Origin of the sequence: Stenotrophomonas maltophilia, from assembly GCF_006970445.1 — a bacterium.
Lineage (GTDB): Bacteria > Pseudomonadota > Gammaproteobacteria > Xanthomonadales > Xanthomonadaceae > Stenotrophomonas > Stenotrophomonas maltophilia_AU.
On sequence record NZ_CP033877.1, the window covers coordinates 964,490 to 981,923 of the forward strand.

Genomic DNA, 17,434 nt, shown 5'->3' on the forward strand with positions numbered 1-17,434 from the left:
CCTTGAGTCAAGGGGGCGCGGCGAAGCCGCCGGGATGTGGGGGCTGATGAAGTGGGGCCCGCGCTTTGCCGCGCAAAGCGTGGGGCTGCGGCGCGAATGCGCGGCAGCTTCCCACTTGGTTCGCCAAGTGGCTTTTTTCCTGTCTGCGCGCCGGGTTGCGCTTCATCCACGCATGGCGTGGATCTACTGAAGCGGTGCATGGCGTGGGTCTACTGAAGCGATGCTGAAATCAGGGGCGTACGCGTCATCAGTTTTTTCAATGCTGTGCGCTGCTTCTCACCGCATCGCGTCCTGCATCGCACCCAATGGATCTTCCGCGCCGATGGCGCATGCACGAAGGAAGATGTTGATGGCTGATATCACTCGATTGCACCGCACGCTGTGGGTTCCCTTCGCGTTGATGGCACTGGCGGCCTGCACCCCGGGCAATGATCCCGTGCCGACCGTCGAGCGCGATGCTGGCATGGAGAGCCTTCCAGCGCGCCCGGCCGACGCCATGCAGATGCAGCCGGCTCAGCCCGCAGAGGGGGAGGTCCTGCCCGACGCGGTGGACGTACAGCGCAATGCGGACGGTTCGGTGGATGTGCGCAAGGCTGCGCCGGAGTCGGTGGCCCTGCGTCGTACCGACGATGGGGGCGTGGAGGTCCGGAAGTTGGATGCGGCCGTCGACCCTGGTGCAGGCGTGGCGCCGGCCCGGGCTGTACCGCAGCAGTAAGCTGCAGTCGCCCTGGCCGGACGGGTGCCCGCCGGGGCGGCTGCGATGCAGCGACGGCGCGGATCGAAGTGGATTCAGCTTTGTGTAGGCCTTTCGCTTCCCGTCATCGCCTGCGACAATGAACACCTGTGCCGGCCACGCGAAAGTGGCGGAATTGGTAGACGCCCTGGATTTAGGTTCCAGTGCCGCAAGGCGTGGGGGTTCGAGTCCCCCCTTTCGCACCAGTGCCGGCCTGTCCCCGCCCTGATCGGGCCATCGACGCCCCCTTGACCGGCACGCGCTGGCAGTGCAGGCCGAATTGGGCGAAACTAAAGGGCTGCGGCAAGCAGGCGCGTCCCAGACGTCGTGTCCTTACAACCGTTTCATCCCAATCATCGAGCCGGGGGCCTGCGCCACCGGTGGCAGGAGTCAACATGCAAGCTTCGATCGAATCCACCGGCAACCTGGAACGCCGCCTGAGCTTCTCGCTGCCGGAAGAGCGTCTGCAGAGCCACATCGTCGGCCGCCTGGGCGAAATCGCCCGTACCACCCGCATCAAGGGTTTCCGTCCGGGCAAGGTGCCGGCCAAGGTGATCGAGCAGCGCTTCGGCGCGCAGGTCCGTGGTGAGGCGCTGGACGGCCTGCTGCGCGAAACCTTCGATGCCGCCGTGCGTGAGCACGACCTGCGCATCGTCGGCAGCCCGCGCATCGACAAGGGCGACGAGGGTGAGTTCTCCTTCGTGGCCACCGTGGAAGTGGTGCCGGACTTCGGCGATATCGACGTCAGCAAGCTGACCGTCGTGCGCCACAGCGCCGAGATCACCGACGCCGACATCGACCAGATGATCGAAAACCTGCAGAACCAGCGTCGTACCTGGGCCCCGGTCAGCCGTGGCGCGCAGGACGGTGACCTGGTCGCGGTGGAAACCTGGTCGCAGGCCGGCGAAGAGCGCCTGCCGGCCGAGGGCACCGAGAAGGGTTCGATCGTGCTCGGCCAGGGCATGATGTTCGACACCATCGAAAAGGGCCTGGTCGGCCTGGCCAAGGGCGAAGAGAAGACCCTGGACGTCGAGTTCCCGGCTGACTGGCGCGTGCCGGTGCTGGCGGGCAAGACCGTGCAGGTCACCGTCAAGGTTGCCGAAGTGTCCGAGCCGGTCGTGCCGGCGGTCGACGAAGCGTTCATCAAGAGCTTCGGCGTGAAGGGTGGCGACGTCGAGCAGTTCCGCAGCGACATCCGCGCCAACCTGGAGCGCGAGCTGAAGGGTGCCCTGATGAACCGCCTGCGCCGTGAAGTGGGCGAGCAGCTGATCGCGGCCTACGCCTCGGTCGAAATGCCGCCGCGCCTGGTCGAGAACGAAGCCCGCGCCATGCTGGCCCAGCAGGTCGAGCAGATCCGCCGCAACGGCCAGAACGTCGGTGAGATCCCGGCCGATGCCCATGAAGGCTTCAAGGACGCCGCCGCCAAGCGCGTGCTGGTCGGCCTGCTGGTCGGTGAAGTGGCCCGCATCAACGACCTGCGCCTGGAAGCCAAGCGCCTGAATGAAACGATGCGTCTGATCGCTTCGACCTACGAAGAGCCGGAACAGGTCATTGAGATGTACCGCAACGACCCCCAGCTGATGTCTGGCCTGCAGAACCGTGTGATGGAAGAGCAGGTGATCGACTGGATCGCCGAGCGTGCCCAGCACACCGAAGAGAAGCTGTCGTTCCAGGACGCGATCCGCCAGTAAGCCCGGGCGGATCACCGGATGCCCCGCGCCTTTGCCGGCGCGGGGTTGTAGCCCCCCAAGATAGGTACCTCACGTAATGGACAACCGAACCAAAGCCCTGAACCTGGTTCCGATGGTGGTCGAGCAGACCAGCCGCGGCGAGCGTGCCTACGACATCTATTCGCGCCTGTTGAAGGAGCGCCTGATCTTCCTCGTGGGCCCGATCGACGATCACATGGCCAACGTGGTGGTGGCGCAGTTGCTGTTCCTGGAATCGGAAAACCCGGAAAAGGACATCAACATCTACATCAACTCGCCGGGTGGCGTGGTTACCGCCGGCATGGCGATCTACGACACCATGCAGTACATCAAGCCGAATGTGAGCACCACCTGCATCGGCCAGGCCGCCTCGATGGGCGCCCTGCTGCTGGCCGCGGGCGAAGCCGGCAAGCGCTATGCGCTGCCGAACTCGCGCGTGATGATCCACCAGCCGCTGGGCGGCTACCAGGGCCAGGCCACCGACATCGACATCCACGCGCGTGAGATCCTGACCCTGCGTTCGCGCCTGAACGAGGTGCTGGCCAAACACACCGGCCAGTCGCTGGAGACGATCGCCCGCGACACCGAGCGCGACAACTTCAAGAGTGCCTTCGAGGCGCAGGCCTATGGTCTGGTCGACCAGGTCCTGGAGCGTCGTCCGGATGAGTCGATCCAGGCGGGCTGACCGGCCTTCACGGGGCCAGGGAGGCCCCGTTCCTGCAGGGTCGGGTGGGACTGGTGTCCCCTCGGCCCTGTGCTATTCTCGAATCGAACCCCCGTTCAGCGGGTGGGGTAACTGGGTAAGCGAAGCATGAGCGAAGACCGCCAAGGTCGTTCCACGGACACCGGCAAGATCCTCTACTGCTCTTTCTGCGGCAAGAGCCAGCATGAAGTGCGCAAGCTGATTGCGGGTCCGAGCGTGTTCATCTGTGATGAGTGCGTGGAGCTGTGCAACGACATCATCCGTGAGGAACTTGAGGAAAAGGCGCAGTCGGCGCGCAGTTCGCTGCCCAAGCCGCGCGAGATCCTCGAGGTCCTCGACCAGTACGTGATCGGCCAGAACCGTGCCAAGCGCACGCTGGCAGTGGCCGTGTACAACCACTACAAGCGCATCGAGAGCCGGCAGAAGAACGACGACGTCGAACTGGCGAAGTCGAACATCCTGCTGGTCGGCCCGACCGGTTCGGGCAAGACGCTGCTGGCCGAGACCCTGGCCCGCCTGCTCAACGTGCCGTTCACCATGGCCGACGCCACCACGCTGACCGAAGCCGGTTACGTGGGCGAGGACGTGGAGAACATCATCCAGAAGCTGCTGCAGAAGTGCGACTACGACGTCGAGAAGGCACAGCAGGGCATCGTCTACATCGATGAAATCGACAAGATCTCGCGCAAGAGCGAGAACCCGTCGATCACCCGCGATGTGTCCGGCGAAGGCGTGCAGCAGGCCCTGCTGAAGCTCATCGAAGGCACCGTGGCCAGCGTTCCGCCGCAGGGCGGCCGCAAGCACCCGCAGCAGGAATTCCTGCAGGTGGACACCAAGAACATCCTGTTCATCTGCGGCGGCGCGTTCGCTGGCCTGGACAAGGTGATCCAGGCCCGCTCCACCGACGTCGGCAGCATCGGCTTCGGCGCCAAGGTGAAGAGCAGCGAGCGCAAGCAGGAAGTGGGCAAGGTGCTGGCCGAAGTCGAGCCGGAAGACCTGATCAAGTTCGGCCTGATTCCGGAGTTCGTCGGCCGCCTGCCGGTGGTGGCGACCCTGGAGGAGCTGGACGAGCCGGCCCTGATCAGGATCCTGACCGAGCCGAAGAACGCCATCACCAAGCAGTTCAAGAAGCTGTTCGAGATGGAGAACGTCGAGCTGGAGTTCCGTCCGGACGCGTTGTCGGCCATTGCCCGGAAGGCGCTCAAGCGCAAGACCGGCGCCCGTGGCCTGCGCACCATCGTCGAATCGGTCCTGCTGGACACCATGTACGACCTGCCGTCGCAGGAAAACGTCAGCAAGGTGGTGGTGGACGAATCGGTGATCGAGCACAAGTCCGAGCCGTACCTGATCTACCAGACCCCGGCGGCCCCTGAACAGAAGGCCGCAGGCGCCGAGTGATCCTTCCAGGTTGTTGATTGGAAAGGATTTTCAAGGAATGCCTTGCATCTGAAAGCCGATGGCCCCATAACGGGGCCATCGGCTTTTTTTGTCTCCGGAAGATGCCCTCCCGGAGGCGGTTTTCCCCCTTCCCTGGAGCCCCCATGGCCCGTTCCCCAAGTGAAACCCTCGACCTGCCGGTCCTGCCGCTGCGCGACGTAGTGGTGTTTCCGCACATGGTCATCCCGCTGTTCGTCGGCCGTGACAAGTCCATGCACGCGCTCGAACAGGCAATGGAGGCGGACAAGCGCATCCTGCTGCTGGCGCAGAAGTCGGCCGAGACCGATGACCCGCATGCGGCCGACCTCTACCAGGTCGGCACGCTGGCGCAGGTGCTGCAGCTGCTGAAGCTGCCCGACGGCACCATCAAGGTGCTGGTCGAAGGCCTGTCGCGCGTGCAGGTCACCCACGTCGACGAGCGCAACGGCTCGCTGCACGGGCAGGCTGTGGAAATCGACGCCACCGACGCGCGCGAAGCGCGTGAGGTCGAGGCGATCGCCCGCTCGCTGATGTCGCTGTTCGAGCAGTACGTGAAGACCAACCGCAAGCTGCCGCCGGAGCTGCTGCAGACGCTGTCGGGCATCGATGAGCCGGCACGCCTGGCCGACACCATCGCTGCGCATATCAGCGTGCGCCTGGCCGACAAGCAGCGCCTGCTGGAAACGCTGGCCGTGGGTGACCGCCTGGAGATGCTGGTCGGCCTGGTCGATGGCGAGATCGACGTGCAGCAGATGGAGAAGCGCATCCGCGGCCGCGTGAAGTCGCAGATGGAGAAGAGCCAGCGCGAGTACTACCTCAACGAACAGATGAAGGCCATCCAGAAGGAACTGGGTGACCTGGACGACGCACCGGGCGAGCTGGAAGAGCTGGCCCGCAAGATCGCCGAAGCCGGCATGCCGAAGGCCGTTGAAGCCAAGGCACGCAACGAACTGAACAAGCTCAAGCAGATGTCGCCGATGTCGGCCGAAGCCGCCGTCGTGCGCAACTACCTGGAGTGGTTGCTGGGCGTGCCGTGGAAGAAGCGCAGCAAGGTGCGCAAGGACCTGAAGGCCGCGCAGGACACCCTTGATGCTGATCACTACGGCCTGGAGAAGGTCAAGGAGCGCATCCTTGAGTACCTGGCGGTGCAGTCGCGCGTGAAGCAGATGAAGGGGCCGATCCTGTGCCTGGTCGGGCCGCCGGGCGTGGGCAAGACCTCGCTGGGCCAGTCCATCGCCAAGGCCACCAACCGCAAGTTCGTGCGCATGTCGCTGGGCGGCGTGCGTGACGAGGCCGAGATCCGTGGCCACCGCCGTACCTACGTCGGTTCGATGCCGGGCCGCATCGTGCAGAACCTCAACAAGGTCGGCAGCAAGAACCCGCTGTTCGTGCTCGACGAGATCGACAAGATGTCGATGGACTTCCGTGGCGATCCGTCTTCGGCGCTGCTGGAAGTGCTCGACCCGGAGCAGAACAACGCGTTCAACGACCACTACCTGGAAGTGGACCTGGACCTTTCCGAAGTGATGTTCGTGGCCACCTCGAACTCGCTCAACATTCCCGGCCCGCTGCTGGACCGCATGGAAGTGATCCGCATCCCCGGCTACACCGAGGACGAGAAGCTCAACATCGCGACCCGCTATCTGGTGCCGAAGCAGATCAAGGCCAACGGCCTGCAGCCGGAAGAGCTGGAGATCGGCAGCGATGCGATCCAGGACATCGTGCGCTACTACACGCGCGAATCGGGCGTGCGCAACCTGGAACGCGAGATCGCCAAGATCTGCCGCAAGGTGGTGAAGGAGATCGCGCTGGCCGGGCCGCAGCCGGTGAAGGCGAAGAAGGGCGCGAAGAAGTCCAAGGCGCTGGTGAGCGTGTCCAGCAAGAACCTGGACAAGTACCTGGGCGTGCGTCGCTTCGACTTCGGCCGTGCCGAGGAAGAGAACGAGATCGGCTTGGTCACCGGCCTGGCCTGGACTGAAGTCGGTGGCGATCTGCTGCAGATCGAATCGACGCTGGTGCCGGGCAAGGGCCAGCTGATCCTGACCGGCCAGCTCGGCAACGTGATGAAGGAATCGGCTTCGGCGGCGCTGTCGGTGGTGCGTTCGCGCGCAGTCGGCTTCGGCATCGACAGCGACTTCCTGCAGAAGCACGACGTGCATCTGCACGTGCCCGATGGCGCCACGCCGAAGGACGGCCCGAGTGCCGGTGCGGCGATGGTCACATCGCTGGTATCGATGCTGACCAAGGTGCCGGTGCGCGCCGATGTGGCGATGACCGGTGAGATCACCCTGCGTGGTCGCGTCACTGCCATTGGTGGCCTGAAGGAGAAACTGCTGGCCGCACTGCGTGGCGGCATCCGCACGGTCATCATCCCGGAAGAGAACCGCAAGGACCTGGCCGACATCCCGGCCAACGTCACCCGCGATCTTGAGATCGTGCCGGTGAAGTACATTGAAGAAGTCCTGGACCTGGCGCTGGAGCGTCCGTTGGCACCGAAGAAGGCGCGCAAGAGTGCGCAACGTGTCACGGTGCGCAGCAAGGCCAAACCGAGTGGAAACGCGCGCGTCAAGCATTGACGCGCGCTGTCCAATGGCCCGAAACCCGCGTCGTTGCTGGCTTTCCAGCTTGCGTGGGGGTAGGGCCGCTGGTATAAAAGCAGCACTCGCGAATGAGTGATCGCAGTCTGGCGATCGCTGAATTCGGCGAACCGTTTCCACATGGCGGCCGCATGCAGAGCGCGTGCGGTTGCTTCCCTGTCGAATAAGCGGAACCCACCGCCAAAGGAGTTGTAGAGAATGAACAAGACCGAATTGATCGATGCCGTTGCTGAAGCTGCAGACCTGACCAAGGCCGAGTCCAGCCGCGCTGTCGATGCCGTCGTTGCTGCCGTCACCAAGGCGCTGAAGGACGGCGATGCGGTCACCCTGGTTGGCTTCGGTACCTTCCAGGTCCGCGACCGTGCTGCCCGCACCGGCCGCAACCCGAAGACCGGCGACACCATCAAGATCGCTGCTTCGAAGAATCCGTCGTTCAAGGCTGGTAAGGCCCTGAAGGATGCTGTAAACTAAGCGGCTCGCTGGGGTGCTTAGCTCAGCGGTAGAGCGTCTCCTTTACACGGAGAGGGTCGGGGGTTCGAAACCCTCAGCACCCACCACAGCACCGCGGTAAAAGTTTGAGTGTGGAGCGGTAGTTCAGCTGGTTAGAATGCTGGCCTGTCACGCCGGAGGTCGCGGGTTCGAGTCCCGTCCGCTCCGCCATTCAACGAGGCCTCCGGCCAAAAGCTGGAGGCTTTGTTTTCTCCCCGGTCCAGGCCGGCAGAAAGCAAAAAAGGTAACAACGCGGAGCGGTAGTTCAGCTGGTTAGAATGCTGGCCTGTCACGCCGGAGGTCGCGGGTTCGAGTCCCGTCCGCTCCGCCATTACATCGAGGCCCCCGGCCTAAAGCTGGGGGCCTTGTCTTCTCACCGACAGGTTCGGGAGGAAGACGAAAAGGTTTTTGCAAGAACGGAGCGGTAGTTCAGCTGGTTAGAATGCTGGCCTGTCACGCCGGAGGTCGCGGGTTCGAGTCCCGTCCGCTCCGCCATTGCAGAATTCTTAAGTCCCCGTGAAAAAACTTTGAAAAAAGTGTTCATCGGGCTGGGTTTCCAGAGAGTCTTCGGATATACTGGGCGCCTGCAAAGTTCAAGCGCGGAGCGGTAGTTCAGCTGGTTAGAATGCTGGCCTGTCACGCCGGAGGTCGCGGGTTCGAGTCCCGTCCGCTCCGCCAACTTTAAAAGCCCTCGGCGCAAGCCGGGGGCTTTTTCTTTGTGCGCTGGTGGAGATTGCTGATGCACGGATGGCGCATGCCTGCGGAAGTGGGCGCAGGCCGCGCCGGTGCTGCTTTTGGTCCCTGCGGCGAAGCGGGTTACACTGCCGGGCTCGCCAATCAGGCCTTGTGATTCCTCACCATGCTGCAGAAACTCCGCGACAAGACCTCAGGCTGGATCGTCACTGTGATCCTGGGGCTGCTGATGATTCCGTTCCTGTTCGTGATCGACAACAGCTACCTCGGTGGCGTTGGCGCACAGAACGTGGCCAAGGTTTCCGCGCCTCCGACCTGGTGGCGTTCGGCGCCGTCGTGGTGGCCGGTGCGCATGCTGTGGCAGCACCACGAGATCAGCTCGCAGGATTTCCGCACGCGTTTCGAGCAGGAGCGCATGCGTGAGCGCCAGCAGCAGGGCGACAACTTCGACCCGCGCGCGTTCGAGAGCACCGAGAACAAGATGGCCGTGCTCGATCAGCTGATCGACGAGCAGGTCGTGCGCCTGGTCGGTGAGCAGGCCGGCGTGGTGATCGGCGACGGCGCGGTGCGCGAGTACATCGCGACCATGCCGGCGTTCCTCGATTCGAACGGCAAGTTCAACGAGAACAACTATCGCCTGGCCCTGGCCGGCAGCAACCCGCCGCGTACGCCGACCCAGTTCCAGGAGCTGGTGCGCGAGAGCCTGCAGCAGTCGGTGATCCCGTCGGGCCTGCAGAGCTCCGGCTTCGTCACCCAGGCCGAGACTGAGCGCCTGTTGAAGCTGCTGGGCGAAACCCGCGACGTCGAGCTGGCCGCGTTGCCGCCCGTACCGGCCGATACCGCGCCGGTCACCGATGAGCAGATCAAGAAGTGGTACGACAGCCACGGCAAGGATTTCCGCCAGGCCGAGAGCGTGTCGCTGGAATACGTCGAGATCAACGGCGCGAACCTGCCGGCACCGACTGCGGCCGATGAAGCCACCCTGCGCAAGCGCTATGAAGACGAGAAGGCGAAGTTCACCTCGCCGGAGCAGCGCCAGGCCTCGCACATCCTGATCACCGGTGACGGTGCCGAAGCCAAGGCGAACAAGATCGCTGCCGAAGCCAAGGCCGCCGGCGCCGATTTCGGCGCGCTGGCCAAGGCCAATTCGGAAGATCCGGGCTCCAAGGACCAGGGCGGTGACCTGGGTTGGGTCGAGCGCGGTGCGATGGTGAAGCCGTTCGAGGACGCGCTGTTTGCGGCCAAGGCCGGTGACGTGATCGGCCCGGTGAAGACCGAGTTCGGTTACCACATCATCAAGGTGGCCGCTGTGCGCGGTGGCCAGGGCAAGTCGTTCGAGGAAGTGCGTGACACGCTGGCTGCCGAACAGCTGAAGGCCGACGGCGAGCGCGGCTTCAACGAGCTGGCCGGTCGCCTGGTCGATGCCATCAACAAGAGCCCGAGCGACCTGGCCGCTGCGGCCAAGGAAGTGAACCTGCCGCTGCAGACGCTGGGCCCGATCACCCGCGCGACCGCCAGTGGTATCGCCGCTGACCCGGCCGTGCTGCGTGCTGCCTTCTCCGACGTGCTGGTGCAGGACGGTACCGCCAGTGATCCGATCGCCCTGGGCGGCGCGACCAACCACAGCGTGGTCATCCGCGTGGCCGCGCATACCCCGGAACAGGCCCTGCCGCTCGACAAGGCCCGTGAGCAGGTCATCGCCGCGATCCGCGCCGATCGCCAGCGCCAGGCCAGCGACAAGGCGGCCGATGCCATCCTGGCCAAGCTGAAGGCGGGTGCCACCCTGCAGTCGCTGGCCGCCAGCGAGAAGCTGCAGCTGAGCCCGATGCCGGGCCTGCCGCGCAGCCAGCCGGTGCCGACCCCGGAAATCAACCGCGCGATCTTCAGTGCGCCGGTGCCGGCCGAGGGCAAGCCGAGCTATGGCAAGGTCGACGTCAATGGCCACGCGCTGCTGTTCGCGGTGAACAAGGTCAATCCGGGCGACATCAAGGAAGTGACTGCAGAGCAGCAGAAGCAGCTGAAGGAACAGCTGAGCCAGATCGACGGCATGGCCGCGGCCAAGGCCTACATCGAGGCGATGCGCAAGAAGTTCGTGGTCCAGACCACCGAAGCGAACCTGTAAGCCTTGCGGCTGCATTCATGAGAAAGGCCCGGCAATGCCGGGCCTTTTTTTATGCCTGCCGGCGCGTGGCGTCGAGGCATGCTCGACTGCATCTGCTGGGCGCAGGCATGAAAAAGCCGAGCATGGGCTCGGCTCTATAGAAAACAGGGCAGGGCGCGGTGGTGCCGCGCCGGACTCAGTCCTCCACGCGCAGTACGGCGCCCGGCTTCAGCACGCTGCTGCCGCTCAGGCCGTTCAGCGACAGCAGGGCCTTGACCGGCATGCCGTAGCGGCGGGCGATGGTCCAGGCCGACTCGCCATCACGCACGGTGTGGCGGCGGCTGCGTGGACGATCAGCGATCGCGGCGACGGTCTTGGTGGCCTGCGGCGTCGGCGCGGCGGTGGCAGCCGGTACGGCACTGGCCACCAGCGCGGTGGCGGTGTCCGCCACGGCCGCATTGGCGGCCGAGACCGGCGCCAGCACGCGGGTGGTGCCCGACGAGGCGCGGCCACCGCCCGCCAGGGCGGGGTTGAGGCGGGCGATCCTGGCCGGGTCCAGGGCGCGCTGTGCGGCCCACTGCTGGACGCTGGTGCCGGCGGGCAGGGTGTGGTCCTTCAGCACCGGCACGGTGCGGTCCAGCGAGGCCATCACGCCCGGCTGGTCTTCGACGTCTTCCAGCACGCAGGCCAGGGCATGCAGCTTCTCGACGTAGGCATGGGTGACCGGCGACAGGCCGGGCAACGCCGATGGCTTGGCGTTCTGCGCGTTCATGCCGGCCTTGCGCATGGACTGCAGCACGCGGTACTCGCCGGCGTTGTAGGCCATGGTGGCCAGGCGCCAGTCGCCGCCGAACATGCCGTGCAGGGTCTTCAGGTAGCGCACTGCGGCCTGGGTGGAATCAACCGCCGACAGGCGGCCGTCGTAGCCGTTGGCCATGGGCACGCGGTGGTTGCGCGCAGTGGTGGCGATGAACTGCCACAGGCCGGTCGGGCCGCTGCCGTTGCGGGCGTTGGGCCGATAGCCGCTTTCCACGAACGGAATCAGTGCAAATTCGGTAGGCAGGTTGGCCTTGCGCAGCTCTTCGACCACGTAGCCGAACAGCACCAGCGCATCGTCATCCTGGTTGGCCAGGCGCGACGGGGCGTGGGCGAACTGCTTCTGCCAGCGCGGGCTGGTGGCGTCGGCGTTGCAGGTGGGCTCGGCCAGGCCGTCGCGGAAGCTGGAGAAGATCTCCTGGCCATTGCGGACCGACGCGGCCGGCAACGCGGCCGGATCCAGCGGCAGGGCCGCGGCGGCGGTCAGGTTCTGGCTGATGCCGGCGCCCAGCGACTGGGCACCGGCGGTTCCGGCCAGCCCCAGGACCAGGCCCAGGGCCAGCGGCAGACTTCGGCGCATCATGCGCGGAAGCCGTCTTTCCAGTGCCGGAGGCCGGCCATGACGTCGACGTCGTCAACGACGTCGCGGCCCAGGTGCGCCGACACTGCCGCGCGGATCGGCGCAGTGTGCACACGCAGGAACGGATTGCAGTCGAATTCGTTGGCCAGGGTTACCGGCAGGGTGGAACGGTCATCGCGGCGCATGGCCAAAGCCTCCTCTTGGCGCTGCCACAAGGCAGCGTTGGCGGGGTCGACATGCCGCGCGAAGACGGCATTTGACACGGTGTACTCGTGGGCGCAACAAAGCAGCAGTTGCGCGGGCAAGGTACCCAGCTTGCGCATCGATGCCAGAAGCTGGGACGGCGTACCTTCGAACAGGCGTCCACAGCCCAGGCTGAACAACGAATCTCCGCTGAAAAGATGTTCAGCAGTGTGAAACGCGATGTGGCTGCGGGTATGCCCGGGCACGGATAGTACGTGGAACGTCCGGCCCAGTGCCTGAACGCGTTCACCTTCGCCGACCCGTTCGGTGGCCGTGGGGATGCGCTCCTCCACTGGCGCGATCACCCGTACACCGGGAAAACGTGCCTGCAGTGCGGGCACGCCACCGATGTGGTCATCGTGATGATGGGTGAGCAGGATCGTGTCCACGCGCAGGCCCTGATCGGCCAGCGCAAGCACCGGCGCGGCATCGCCGGGATCGACGACCACGGCGGCGCCATCGTCGTCGATCAACGTCCAGATGTAGTTATCCGCAAATGCGGGCAGGGCAGTCAGTCGCATAGAATTGGACCATGCCCGCGCTGCAGAGCACCCGTCAAGCGAGCCAGACTCCGTGGTTCGACACTGAACCGGCGGCGTCCTTGCGCGTGCTGGAGCGGCAGTTGCTGCTGCCGCAGCTGTCGGTGCTGCCGACGCAGCCCTGGCTGTGGATCGCACCAAGTGCCGCCTGGCTGGATGATGCGCAGCTCGGCGGGCGCGGTCTGCGCCTGTTCCGGCAGGGGCAGGGCTACGCTGGTGATACCCGCTGCGCGCTGCCGCTGCCGCTGGCCAACGAAAGCGTCAACGCGGTCGTGCTGCAGCATGTCACCACGGGTGATGCCGACCAGCTGCTGGACGAGTGCGAACGCGTGCTGATGCCGGGTGGCCACCTGTGGCTGAGCAGCCTCAACCCGTTCAGCCCTTACCGCACGCATTGGCGCCAGCACGGCCTGGTGGTGCGCACGCCGCAGCGGATCCGCCTGCTGCTCGGCCGCCATGGGCTGGAGTGCGACGATATGCGTTACCTCGGCCCGCTCTGGCGCGGCGCCGGCAGCCGTCGCCCGGGCGGTTGGGCGCCGCTGCGCGCGGCCTGCCTGTTCCATGCTGAAAAGCGCACGCTGGCCCTGCCTGGGCCGAAACCGCTGCCGGTGCGTTGGCACGGCACCGTTGCTACCTGATCTGGAGTTGTATTGAAAACCATCGAAATCCACACCGACGGTTCCTGCCTTGGCAATCCCGGCCCCGGCGGCTGGGCTGCACTGCTGCGCTACAAGGGCCACGAGCGTGAACTGAGCGGTGGCGAAGCGCACACCACCAACAACCGGATGGAGCTGATGGCGGCCATCTCTGGCCTGGAGTCGCTGACCGAGCCGTGCAACATCGTGCTCTACACCGATTCGCAGTATGTGCGGCAGGGCCTGACCCAGTGGCTGCCCGGCTGGATCCGCAAGAACTGGAAGACTGCCGGCGGCGACCCGGTGAAGAACCGCGAGCTGTGGGAGCGCCTGCAGGCGGCCACGCTGCGGCACCAGATCGACTGGCGCTGGGTGAAGGGCCACTCCGGTGACCCGGACAACGAACGAGTGGATACCCTGGCGCGCAACGCGGCCATCCAGATCCGCGACTCCAGCCCGGTAAACTGAGCCCATGCGTCAGATCATCCTCGATACCGAAACCACCGGCCTGGAATGGAAGAAGGGCAACCGCATAGTTGAAATCGGCTGCGTGGAGCTGTTCAAGCGCCGCCCGACCGGCAATAACTACCACCAGTACATCAAGCCGGATTGCGAGTTCGAACAGGGCGCGCAGGAGGTCACCGGCCTGACCCTGGAATTCCTGGCTGACAAGCCGGATTTTGCGCAGATTGCCGATGAGTTCCTGGCCTTCATCGATGGCGCCGAGCTGATCATCCACAACGCGGCGTTCGACCTGGGCTTCCTCGACAACGAACTGTCGCTGCTGGGCCCGCAGTACGGGAAGATCACCGATCGCTGCACGGTGATCGATACCCTGGTGATGGCGCGCGAGCGCTTCCCGGGCCAGCGCAATTCGCTGGATGCGCTGTGCAAGCGACTGGGCGTGGACAACTCGCACCGTGCGCTGCATGGCGGCCTGCTTGATGCGCAGATCCTGGGCGACGTCTATATCGCGCTGACCTCGGGCCAGGAAGAAATCGGCTTCGGCCTGGGCGATGACGATGGCGGTGGCGCCGGTGCAGCGCTGCAGGCCTTCGATACCAGCAAGCTGCTGCCGCGCCCGCGCGTGGTGGCGACGCCGTCGGAGCTGGAAGCACATGCCGCACGGCTGGAGCGGCTGCGCAAGAAGGCCGGCCACGCACTGTGGGATGGCCCGAAGGTGGAAGAAGCCGCCAGCGCGTGATGTATCGGGGGAGTGCCGGCCAGTGGCCGGCACTACCGCATCCACGCATGGCGTGGATCTACGGATTAATGGCAGCGCACCAGGATCACGCTGATGTTGTCGCGGCCACCGCCGTCGAGCGCAGCGGCGACCAGCGTGTCCACGCATTCCTGCGCACTTGCGTCCTCGAAGGCGAGGGTGCGGGCGATACCGCGGTCGTCCACTTCCTCGGTCAGGCCGTCACTGCACAGCAGCAGCTGCATGCCCGGGCGCAGTTCACCGCTGGTGGTGGCCACGTTCAGATGCGCCGGATCGGTCACGCCCAGCGCCTGGGTGACCACGTTGCGATGTGGATGCGCACGCGCCTGTTCGGCAGTCAGGTTGCCCTGCGCGACCAGCTCCTGCACCACGCTGTGGTCCTGGCTGAGCTGCGCCAGCTGGCCATCACGCCACAGATAGGCACGGCTGTCGCCGACCCATGCCACTTCATAGCGATTGCCCTGCACGCGTGCGGCGACCACGGTGGTGCCCATCGGCAGGGTGTCGTTGCGCCGGCGCGAGGCGCGGATGATCTCTTCGTCGGCGGTGCGGATGGCGTGGGCCAGCGGCGCACCACGGCGGATCTCGCGCACGATGGTTTCGCGGGCCAGCGCGCTGGCCACCTCGCCGCAGGCGTGGCCGCCCATGCCATCGGCCACCAGCCACAGGGCCAGCTCGCTGTCACCGTAATAGGTGTCTTCGTTGAGCTCGCGGCGCAGGCCGGGGTGGGTGAGGTGTCCGAATTCGATCATGGTGTGCGGGGGCGGGGTATTGCTGGGGAGACAGGCATCATCGGGGGGCTGCAGGCATCCGGCAAGGCATGCACTCAGGAAATTTTCACTTCGTTGACCGGAATGACTTGTCGTCGGCCTCACTTCCTCGTATGATGCGCGTCCCCGGTCCGCCGGGGACCACCCGGAGAGGTGGCAGAGTGGTTGAATGTACCTGACTCGAAATCAGGCAGGCGTTTATAGCGCCTCGGGGGTTCGAATCCCCCCCTCTCCGCCAGATTAAAGAAAAAGGGCTGCCGAAAGGCAGCCCTTTTTCTTTAATCTGGCGCGGGACGCGACGCGCTATGCGCGTCGCCCCACGCGTTGCTGCGCAACGTGTGGGCCCCTCCCTTTGCCGGCCTCTCCCCGCCCCTGTCGGGGCAGCCCCTCAACAGAGGGGCTTGTTCCTCCAGATGCATCAGTAGATCCACACCATGTGTGGATGCGCGGCGGGAATCACGCCGTAGTGACCATATCCTGATCTGGCGCGGGACGCGACGCGCGTTGCGCGCCGCCCCACGCGTTGCTGCGCAACGCGTGGGCCCCTCCCTTTGCCGGCTTCTCCCCGCCCCTGTCGGGGCAGGTGCATCAGTAGATCCACGCCATGCGTGGATGCTTTTCCTGCAGGCAGGCTCATCCACGCATAGCGTGGATCTACCCATTCCATCGCGAGCTGCGGGTTAAACTGCCTGCATCACCTGTTGGAGCTTTTTCCCATGACCGCTGAAATCCTCGTCCCCGTTTCTTTCGGCGAGCTGCTGGACAAGATCTCGATCCTGCAGATCAAGTCCGAGCGCATCAGTGACGAGGGCAAGCTGGCCAATGTGCGCAAGGAGCTTTCGGCGCTGGAGCAGACCTGGATGGCGCACCCGGCGGCGGTGAAGGATGTCGCCAGGCTGCGTGCCGAGCTGAAGGCGGTCAACGAGCAGCTGTGGGATATCGAGGACGACATCCGGCTGAAGGAGAAGGCGCAGGCGTTCGACCAGGGCTTCATCGATCTGGCGCGCAGCGTCTACCTGCGCAACGACGAACGCGCGCGCATCAAGAAGGCGATCAACCTGGCGCTGGGTTCGGCGTACGTGGAAGAGAAGTCCTATCAGGATTACGCGCAGCGCGCGTAATCCCGGGCAGCCTGCCGCTCACCCCAGGTGGTCGGCGACGTAGCGTTCGAAGGCGGCGATACCGTCTTCGACGGTGATCAGTTCCATCACATCGTCGAACTCGATCTTGGTGCCCCACTTCAGATCGGCGGCCTGCTTGGCCAGGTACTTGCGTGCCGCATCGTCGTAGCGGTCCACGCAGTAGCGGCGGTCCGAGTACGGGCCACTGCGGTTCGGATTGCTGGCCGCATGCAGGCCCAGCACCTTGGTGCCCATCGCATTGGCGATGTGCATCGGGCCGGAATCGGGCGTCATCACCAGGCTGGCGCGGGCCAGCAGGGCGGGCAGCTGCTTCAGCGTGTCCTTGCCAACGAGGTCCAGTGCCGGCGTGTGCAGCTGCGCCTGGATGGCGTCGGCCATGCTGCGTTCCAGCTCGCTGCGGCCACCGCACAGCACCACCTGCCAGCCGCGTTGCGCGGCATGGTTGGCCACGGCGGCGTAGCGGTCGGCGTACCAGTTGCGGCGCACGTGGCTGGAACAGGGCGAGATCATCAGCACCGGGCGGCCATCGTCCTGCCACTGCGCGGCGGCCCACTCGAAGGCGGACGGCGGTACGGCCAGATCCCAGCTGACCTCGGTCTGGCGCAGGCCCAGCGGTTCGCAGAAGCTGCCAATGGCATCCAGTACATGGATGCCGGGGCGGTCGGGGATGCGCTCGTTGATGAAGAGCCCATGCAGGTCCTTGGAGCGGCTGCGGTCATAGCCGATGCGGCGCTCGGCCGGAATGAACGCCGACAGCAGGTTGGCGCGGAAGGCGACCTGCATCTGCAGCAGCGCTTCGAAGCGCCCTGGCGGCAGCTGCGTGCGCAGTTCCTTGACCCCGGCCATGCCGCTCTTCTTGTCGTAGGCATGGAAGGTGACGCCGGGCAGGCCATCGAGCAGCTTGTGGCCGGCTTTGTCGATGATCCAGTGGATCGGCGTGTCCGGGCGCGCGGCCTGCAGGGTGCGCACGAGGGGCACCACGTGGGTGACATCGCCAAGTGCGGACAGGCGCAGGAGGCACAAGGAGGAGGACGCTGATGCCATGT

Annotated in this window: 15 protein-coding genes and 7 tRNA genes; 18 read left to right on the forward strand and 4 right to left on the reverse strand. The window is 65.4% G+C overall.

What is annotated here, in order from left to right:
- Window positions 1-349: 349 nt before the first annotated feature.
- The 13 genes from EGM71_RS04350 (at window position 350) to EGM71_RS04410 (ending at window position 10,462) form a co-directional block, all read left to right on the forward strand.
- The gene (locus EGM71_RS04350; RefSeq protein ID WP_188488022.1) at window positions 350-715 is read left to right on the forward strand and encodes a hypothetical protein; all 366 of its coding nucleotides are present in this window, start codon (window positions 350-352) and stop codon (window positions 713-715) included.
- A 139-nt stretch (window positions 716-854) separates the two neighbouring features.
- Window positions 855-939, forward strand: a tRNA-Leu gene (locus tag EGM71_RS04355).
- Between the two features lie 189 nt (window positions 940-1,128).
- On the forward strand, window positions 1,129-2,424 hold the full coding sequence (gene tig, locus EGM71_RS04360; RefSeq protein WP_014036145.1) for a trigger factor: 1,296 nt from the start codon (window positions 1,129-1,131) through the stop codon (window positions 2,422-2,424).
- Window positions 2,425-2,500: 76 nt separating this feature from the next.
- Window positions 2,501-3,127 (forward strand): ATP-dependent Clp endopeptidase proteolytic subunit ClpP, encoded by a 627-nt coding sequence (gene clpP, locus EGM71_RS04365; RefSeq protein WP_004146318.1) that lies wholly within the window; start codon window positions 2,501-2,503, stop codon window positions 3,125-3,127.
- 126 nt (window positions 3,128-3,253) lie between these two features.
- A complete protein-coding gene (gene clpX / locus EGM71_RS04370) occupies window positions 3,254-4,543 on the forward strand; it encodes an ATP-dependent Clp protease ATP-binding subunit ClpX (RefSeq protein WP_032129320.1) in 1,290 nt (429 codons plus the stop codon).
- A 143-nt stretch (window positions 4,544-4,686) separates the two neighbouring features.
- Entirely contained in the window at window positions 4,687-7,137 is a 2,451-nt protein-coding gene (lon, locus tag EGM71_RS04375; RefSeq protein ID WP_188488024.1) for an endopeptidase La, read from the forward strand.
- 219 nt (window positions 7,138-7,356) lie between these two features.
- A complete protein-coding gene (locus EGM71_RS04380) occupies window positions 7,357-7,629 on the forward strand; it encodes an HU family DNA-binding protein (protein WP_004146343.1) in 273 nt (90 codons plus the stop codon).
- An 11-nt stretch (window positions 7,630-7,640) separates the two neighbouring features.
- Window positions 7,641-7,715, forward strand: a tRNA-Val gene (locus EGM71_RS04385).
- Window positions 7,716-7,741: 26 nt separating this feature from the next.
- Window positions 7,742-7,818, forward strand: a tRNA-Asp gene (locus EGM71_RS04390).
- An 83-nt stretch (window positions 7,819-7,901) separates the two neighbouring features.
- Window positions 7,902-7,978: transfer RNA gene (locus tag EGM71_RS04395), tRNA-Asp, on the forward strand.
- Between the two features lie 87 nt (window positions 7,979-8,065).
- Window positions 8,066-8,142 (forward strand) — tRNA-Asp (locus tag EGM71_RS04400).
- A gap of 106 nt (window positions 8,143-8,248) precedes the next feature.
- Window positions 8,249-8,325 (forward strand) — tRNA-Asp (locus EGM71_RS04405).
- Between the two features lie 181 nt (window positions 8,326-8,506).
- Window positions 8,507-10,462, forward strand: coding sequence for a peptidyl-prolyl cis-trans isomerase (locus EGM71_RS04410; protein ID WP_188488026.1), 1,956 nt, complete (start codon window positions 8,507-8,509; stop codon window positions 10,460-10,462).
- Between the two features lie 175 nt (window positions 10,463-10,637).
- On the opposite strand, the gene EGM71_RS04415 is transcribed toward EGM71_RS04410, so the two are convergent.
- Entirely contained in the window at window positions 10,638-11,840 is a 1,203-nt protein-coding gene (locus EGM71_RS04415) for a lytic transglycosylase domain-containing protein (protein ID WP_188488027.1), read from the reverse strand.
- A complete protein-coding gene (gene gloB, locus EGM71_RS04420) occupies window positions 11,837-12,601 on the reverse strand; it encodes a hydroxyacylglutathione hydrolase (protein WP_188488029.1) in 765 nt (254 codons plus the stop codon). The genes EGM71_RS04415 and gloB overlap by 4 nt, the downstream gene beginning before the upstream one ends.
- Before the next feature lie 11 nt (window positions 12,602-12,612).
- Here gloB and EGM71_RS04425 point away from each other — a divergent pair, with 11 nt between their 5' ends.
- The 3 genes from EGM71_RS04425 to dnaQ are packed head-to-tail and all read left to right on the forward strand — an operon-like array spanning window position 12,613 to window position 14,458.
- Entirely contained in the window at window positions 12,613-13,257 is a 645-nt protein-coding gene (locus EGM71_RS04425; protein WP_188488031.1) for a methyltransferase domain-containing protein, read from the forward strand.
- 12 nt (window positions 13,258-13,269) lie between these two features.
- Complete coding sequence (gene rnhA, locus EGM71_RS04430) at window positions 13,270-13,722, forward strand: ribonuclease HI (RefSeq protein WP_046982837.1); 453 nt, start codon at window positions 13,270-13,272, stop codon at window positions 13,720-13,722.
- Between the two features lie 4 nt (window positions 13,723-13,726).
- Window positions 13,727-14,458, forward strand: coding sequence for a DNA polymerase III subunit epsilon (dnaQ, locus tag EGM71_RS04435; protein ID WP_075675240.1), 732 nt, complete (start codon window positions 13,727-13,729; stop codon window positions 14,456-14,458).
- Between the two features lie 65 nt (window positions 14,459-14,523).
- On the opposite strand, the gene EGM71_RS04440 is transcribed toward dnaQ, so the two are convergent.
- The gene (locus EGM71_RS04440) at window positions 14,524-15,228 is read right to left on the reverse strand and encodes a PP2C family protein-serine/threonine phosphatase (protein WP_049446668.1); all 705 of its coding nucleotides are present in this window, start codon (window positions 15,226-15,228) and stop codon (window positions 14,524-14,526) included.
- 165 nt (window positions 15,229-15,393) lie between these two features.
- Here EGM71_RS04440 and EGM71_RS04445 point away from each other — a divergent pair.
- Together EGM71_RS04445 and EGM71_RS04450 are read left to right on the forward strand one after the other, a co-directional pair.
- A tRNA-Ser gene (locus EGM71_RS04445) sits at window positions 15,394-15,484 on the forward strand.
- Between the two features lie 478 nt (window positions 15,485-15,962).
- Window positions 15,963-16,367: a DUF6165 family protein gene (locus EGM71_RS04450; protein WP_075675216.1), complete on the forward strand. Its 405-nt coding sequence runs from the start codon at window positions 15,963-15,965 to the stop codon at window positions 16,365-16,367.
- Between the two features lie 18 nt (window positions 16,368-16,385).
- On the opposite strand, the gene EGM71_RS04455 is transcribed toward EGM71_RS04450, so the two are convergent.
- The gene (locus tag EGM71_RS04455) at window positions 16,386-17,432 is read right to left on the reverse strand and encodes a glycosyltransferase family 9 protein (protein WP_188488033.1); all 1,047 of its coding nucleotides are present in this window, start codon (window positions 17,430-17,432) and stop codon (window positions 16,386-16,388) included.
- Window positions 17,433-17,434: the final 2 nt, after the last annotated feature.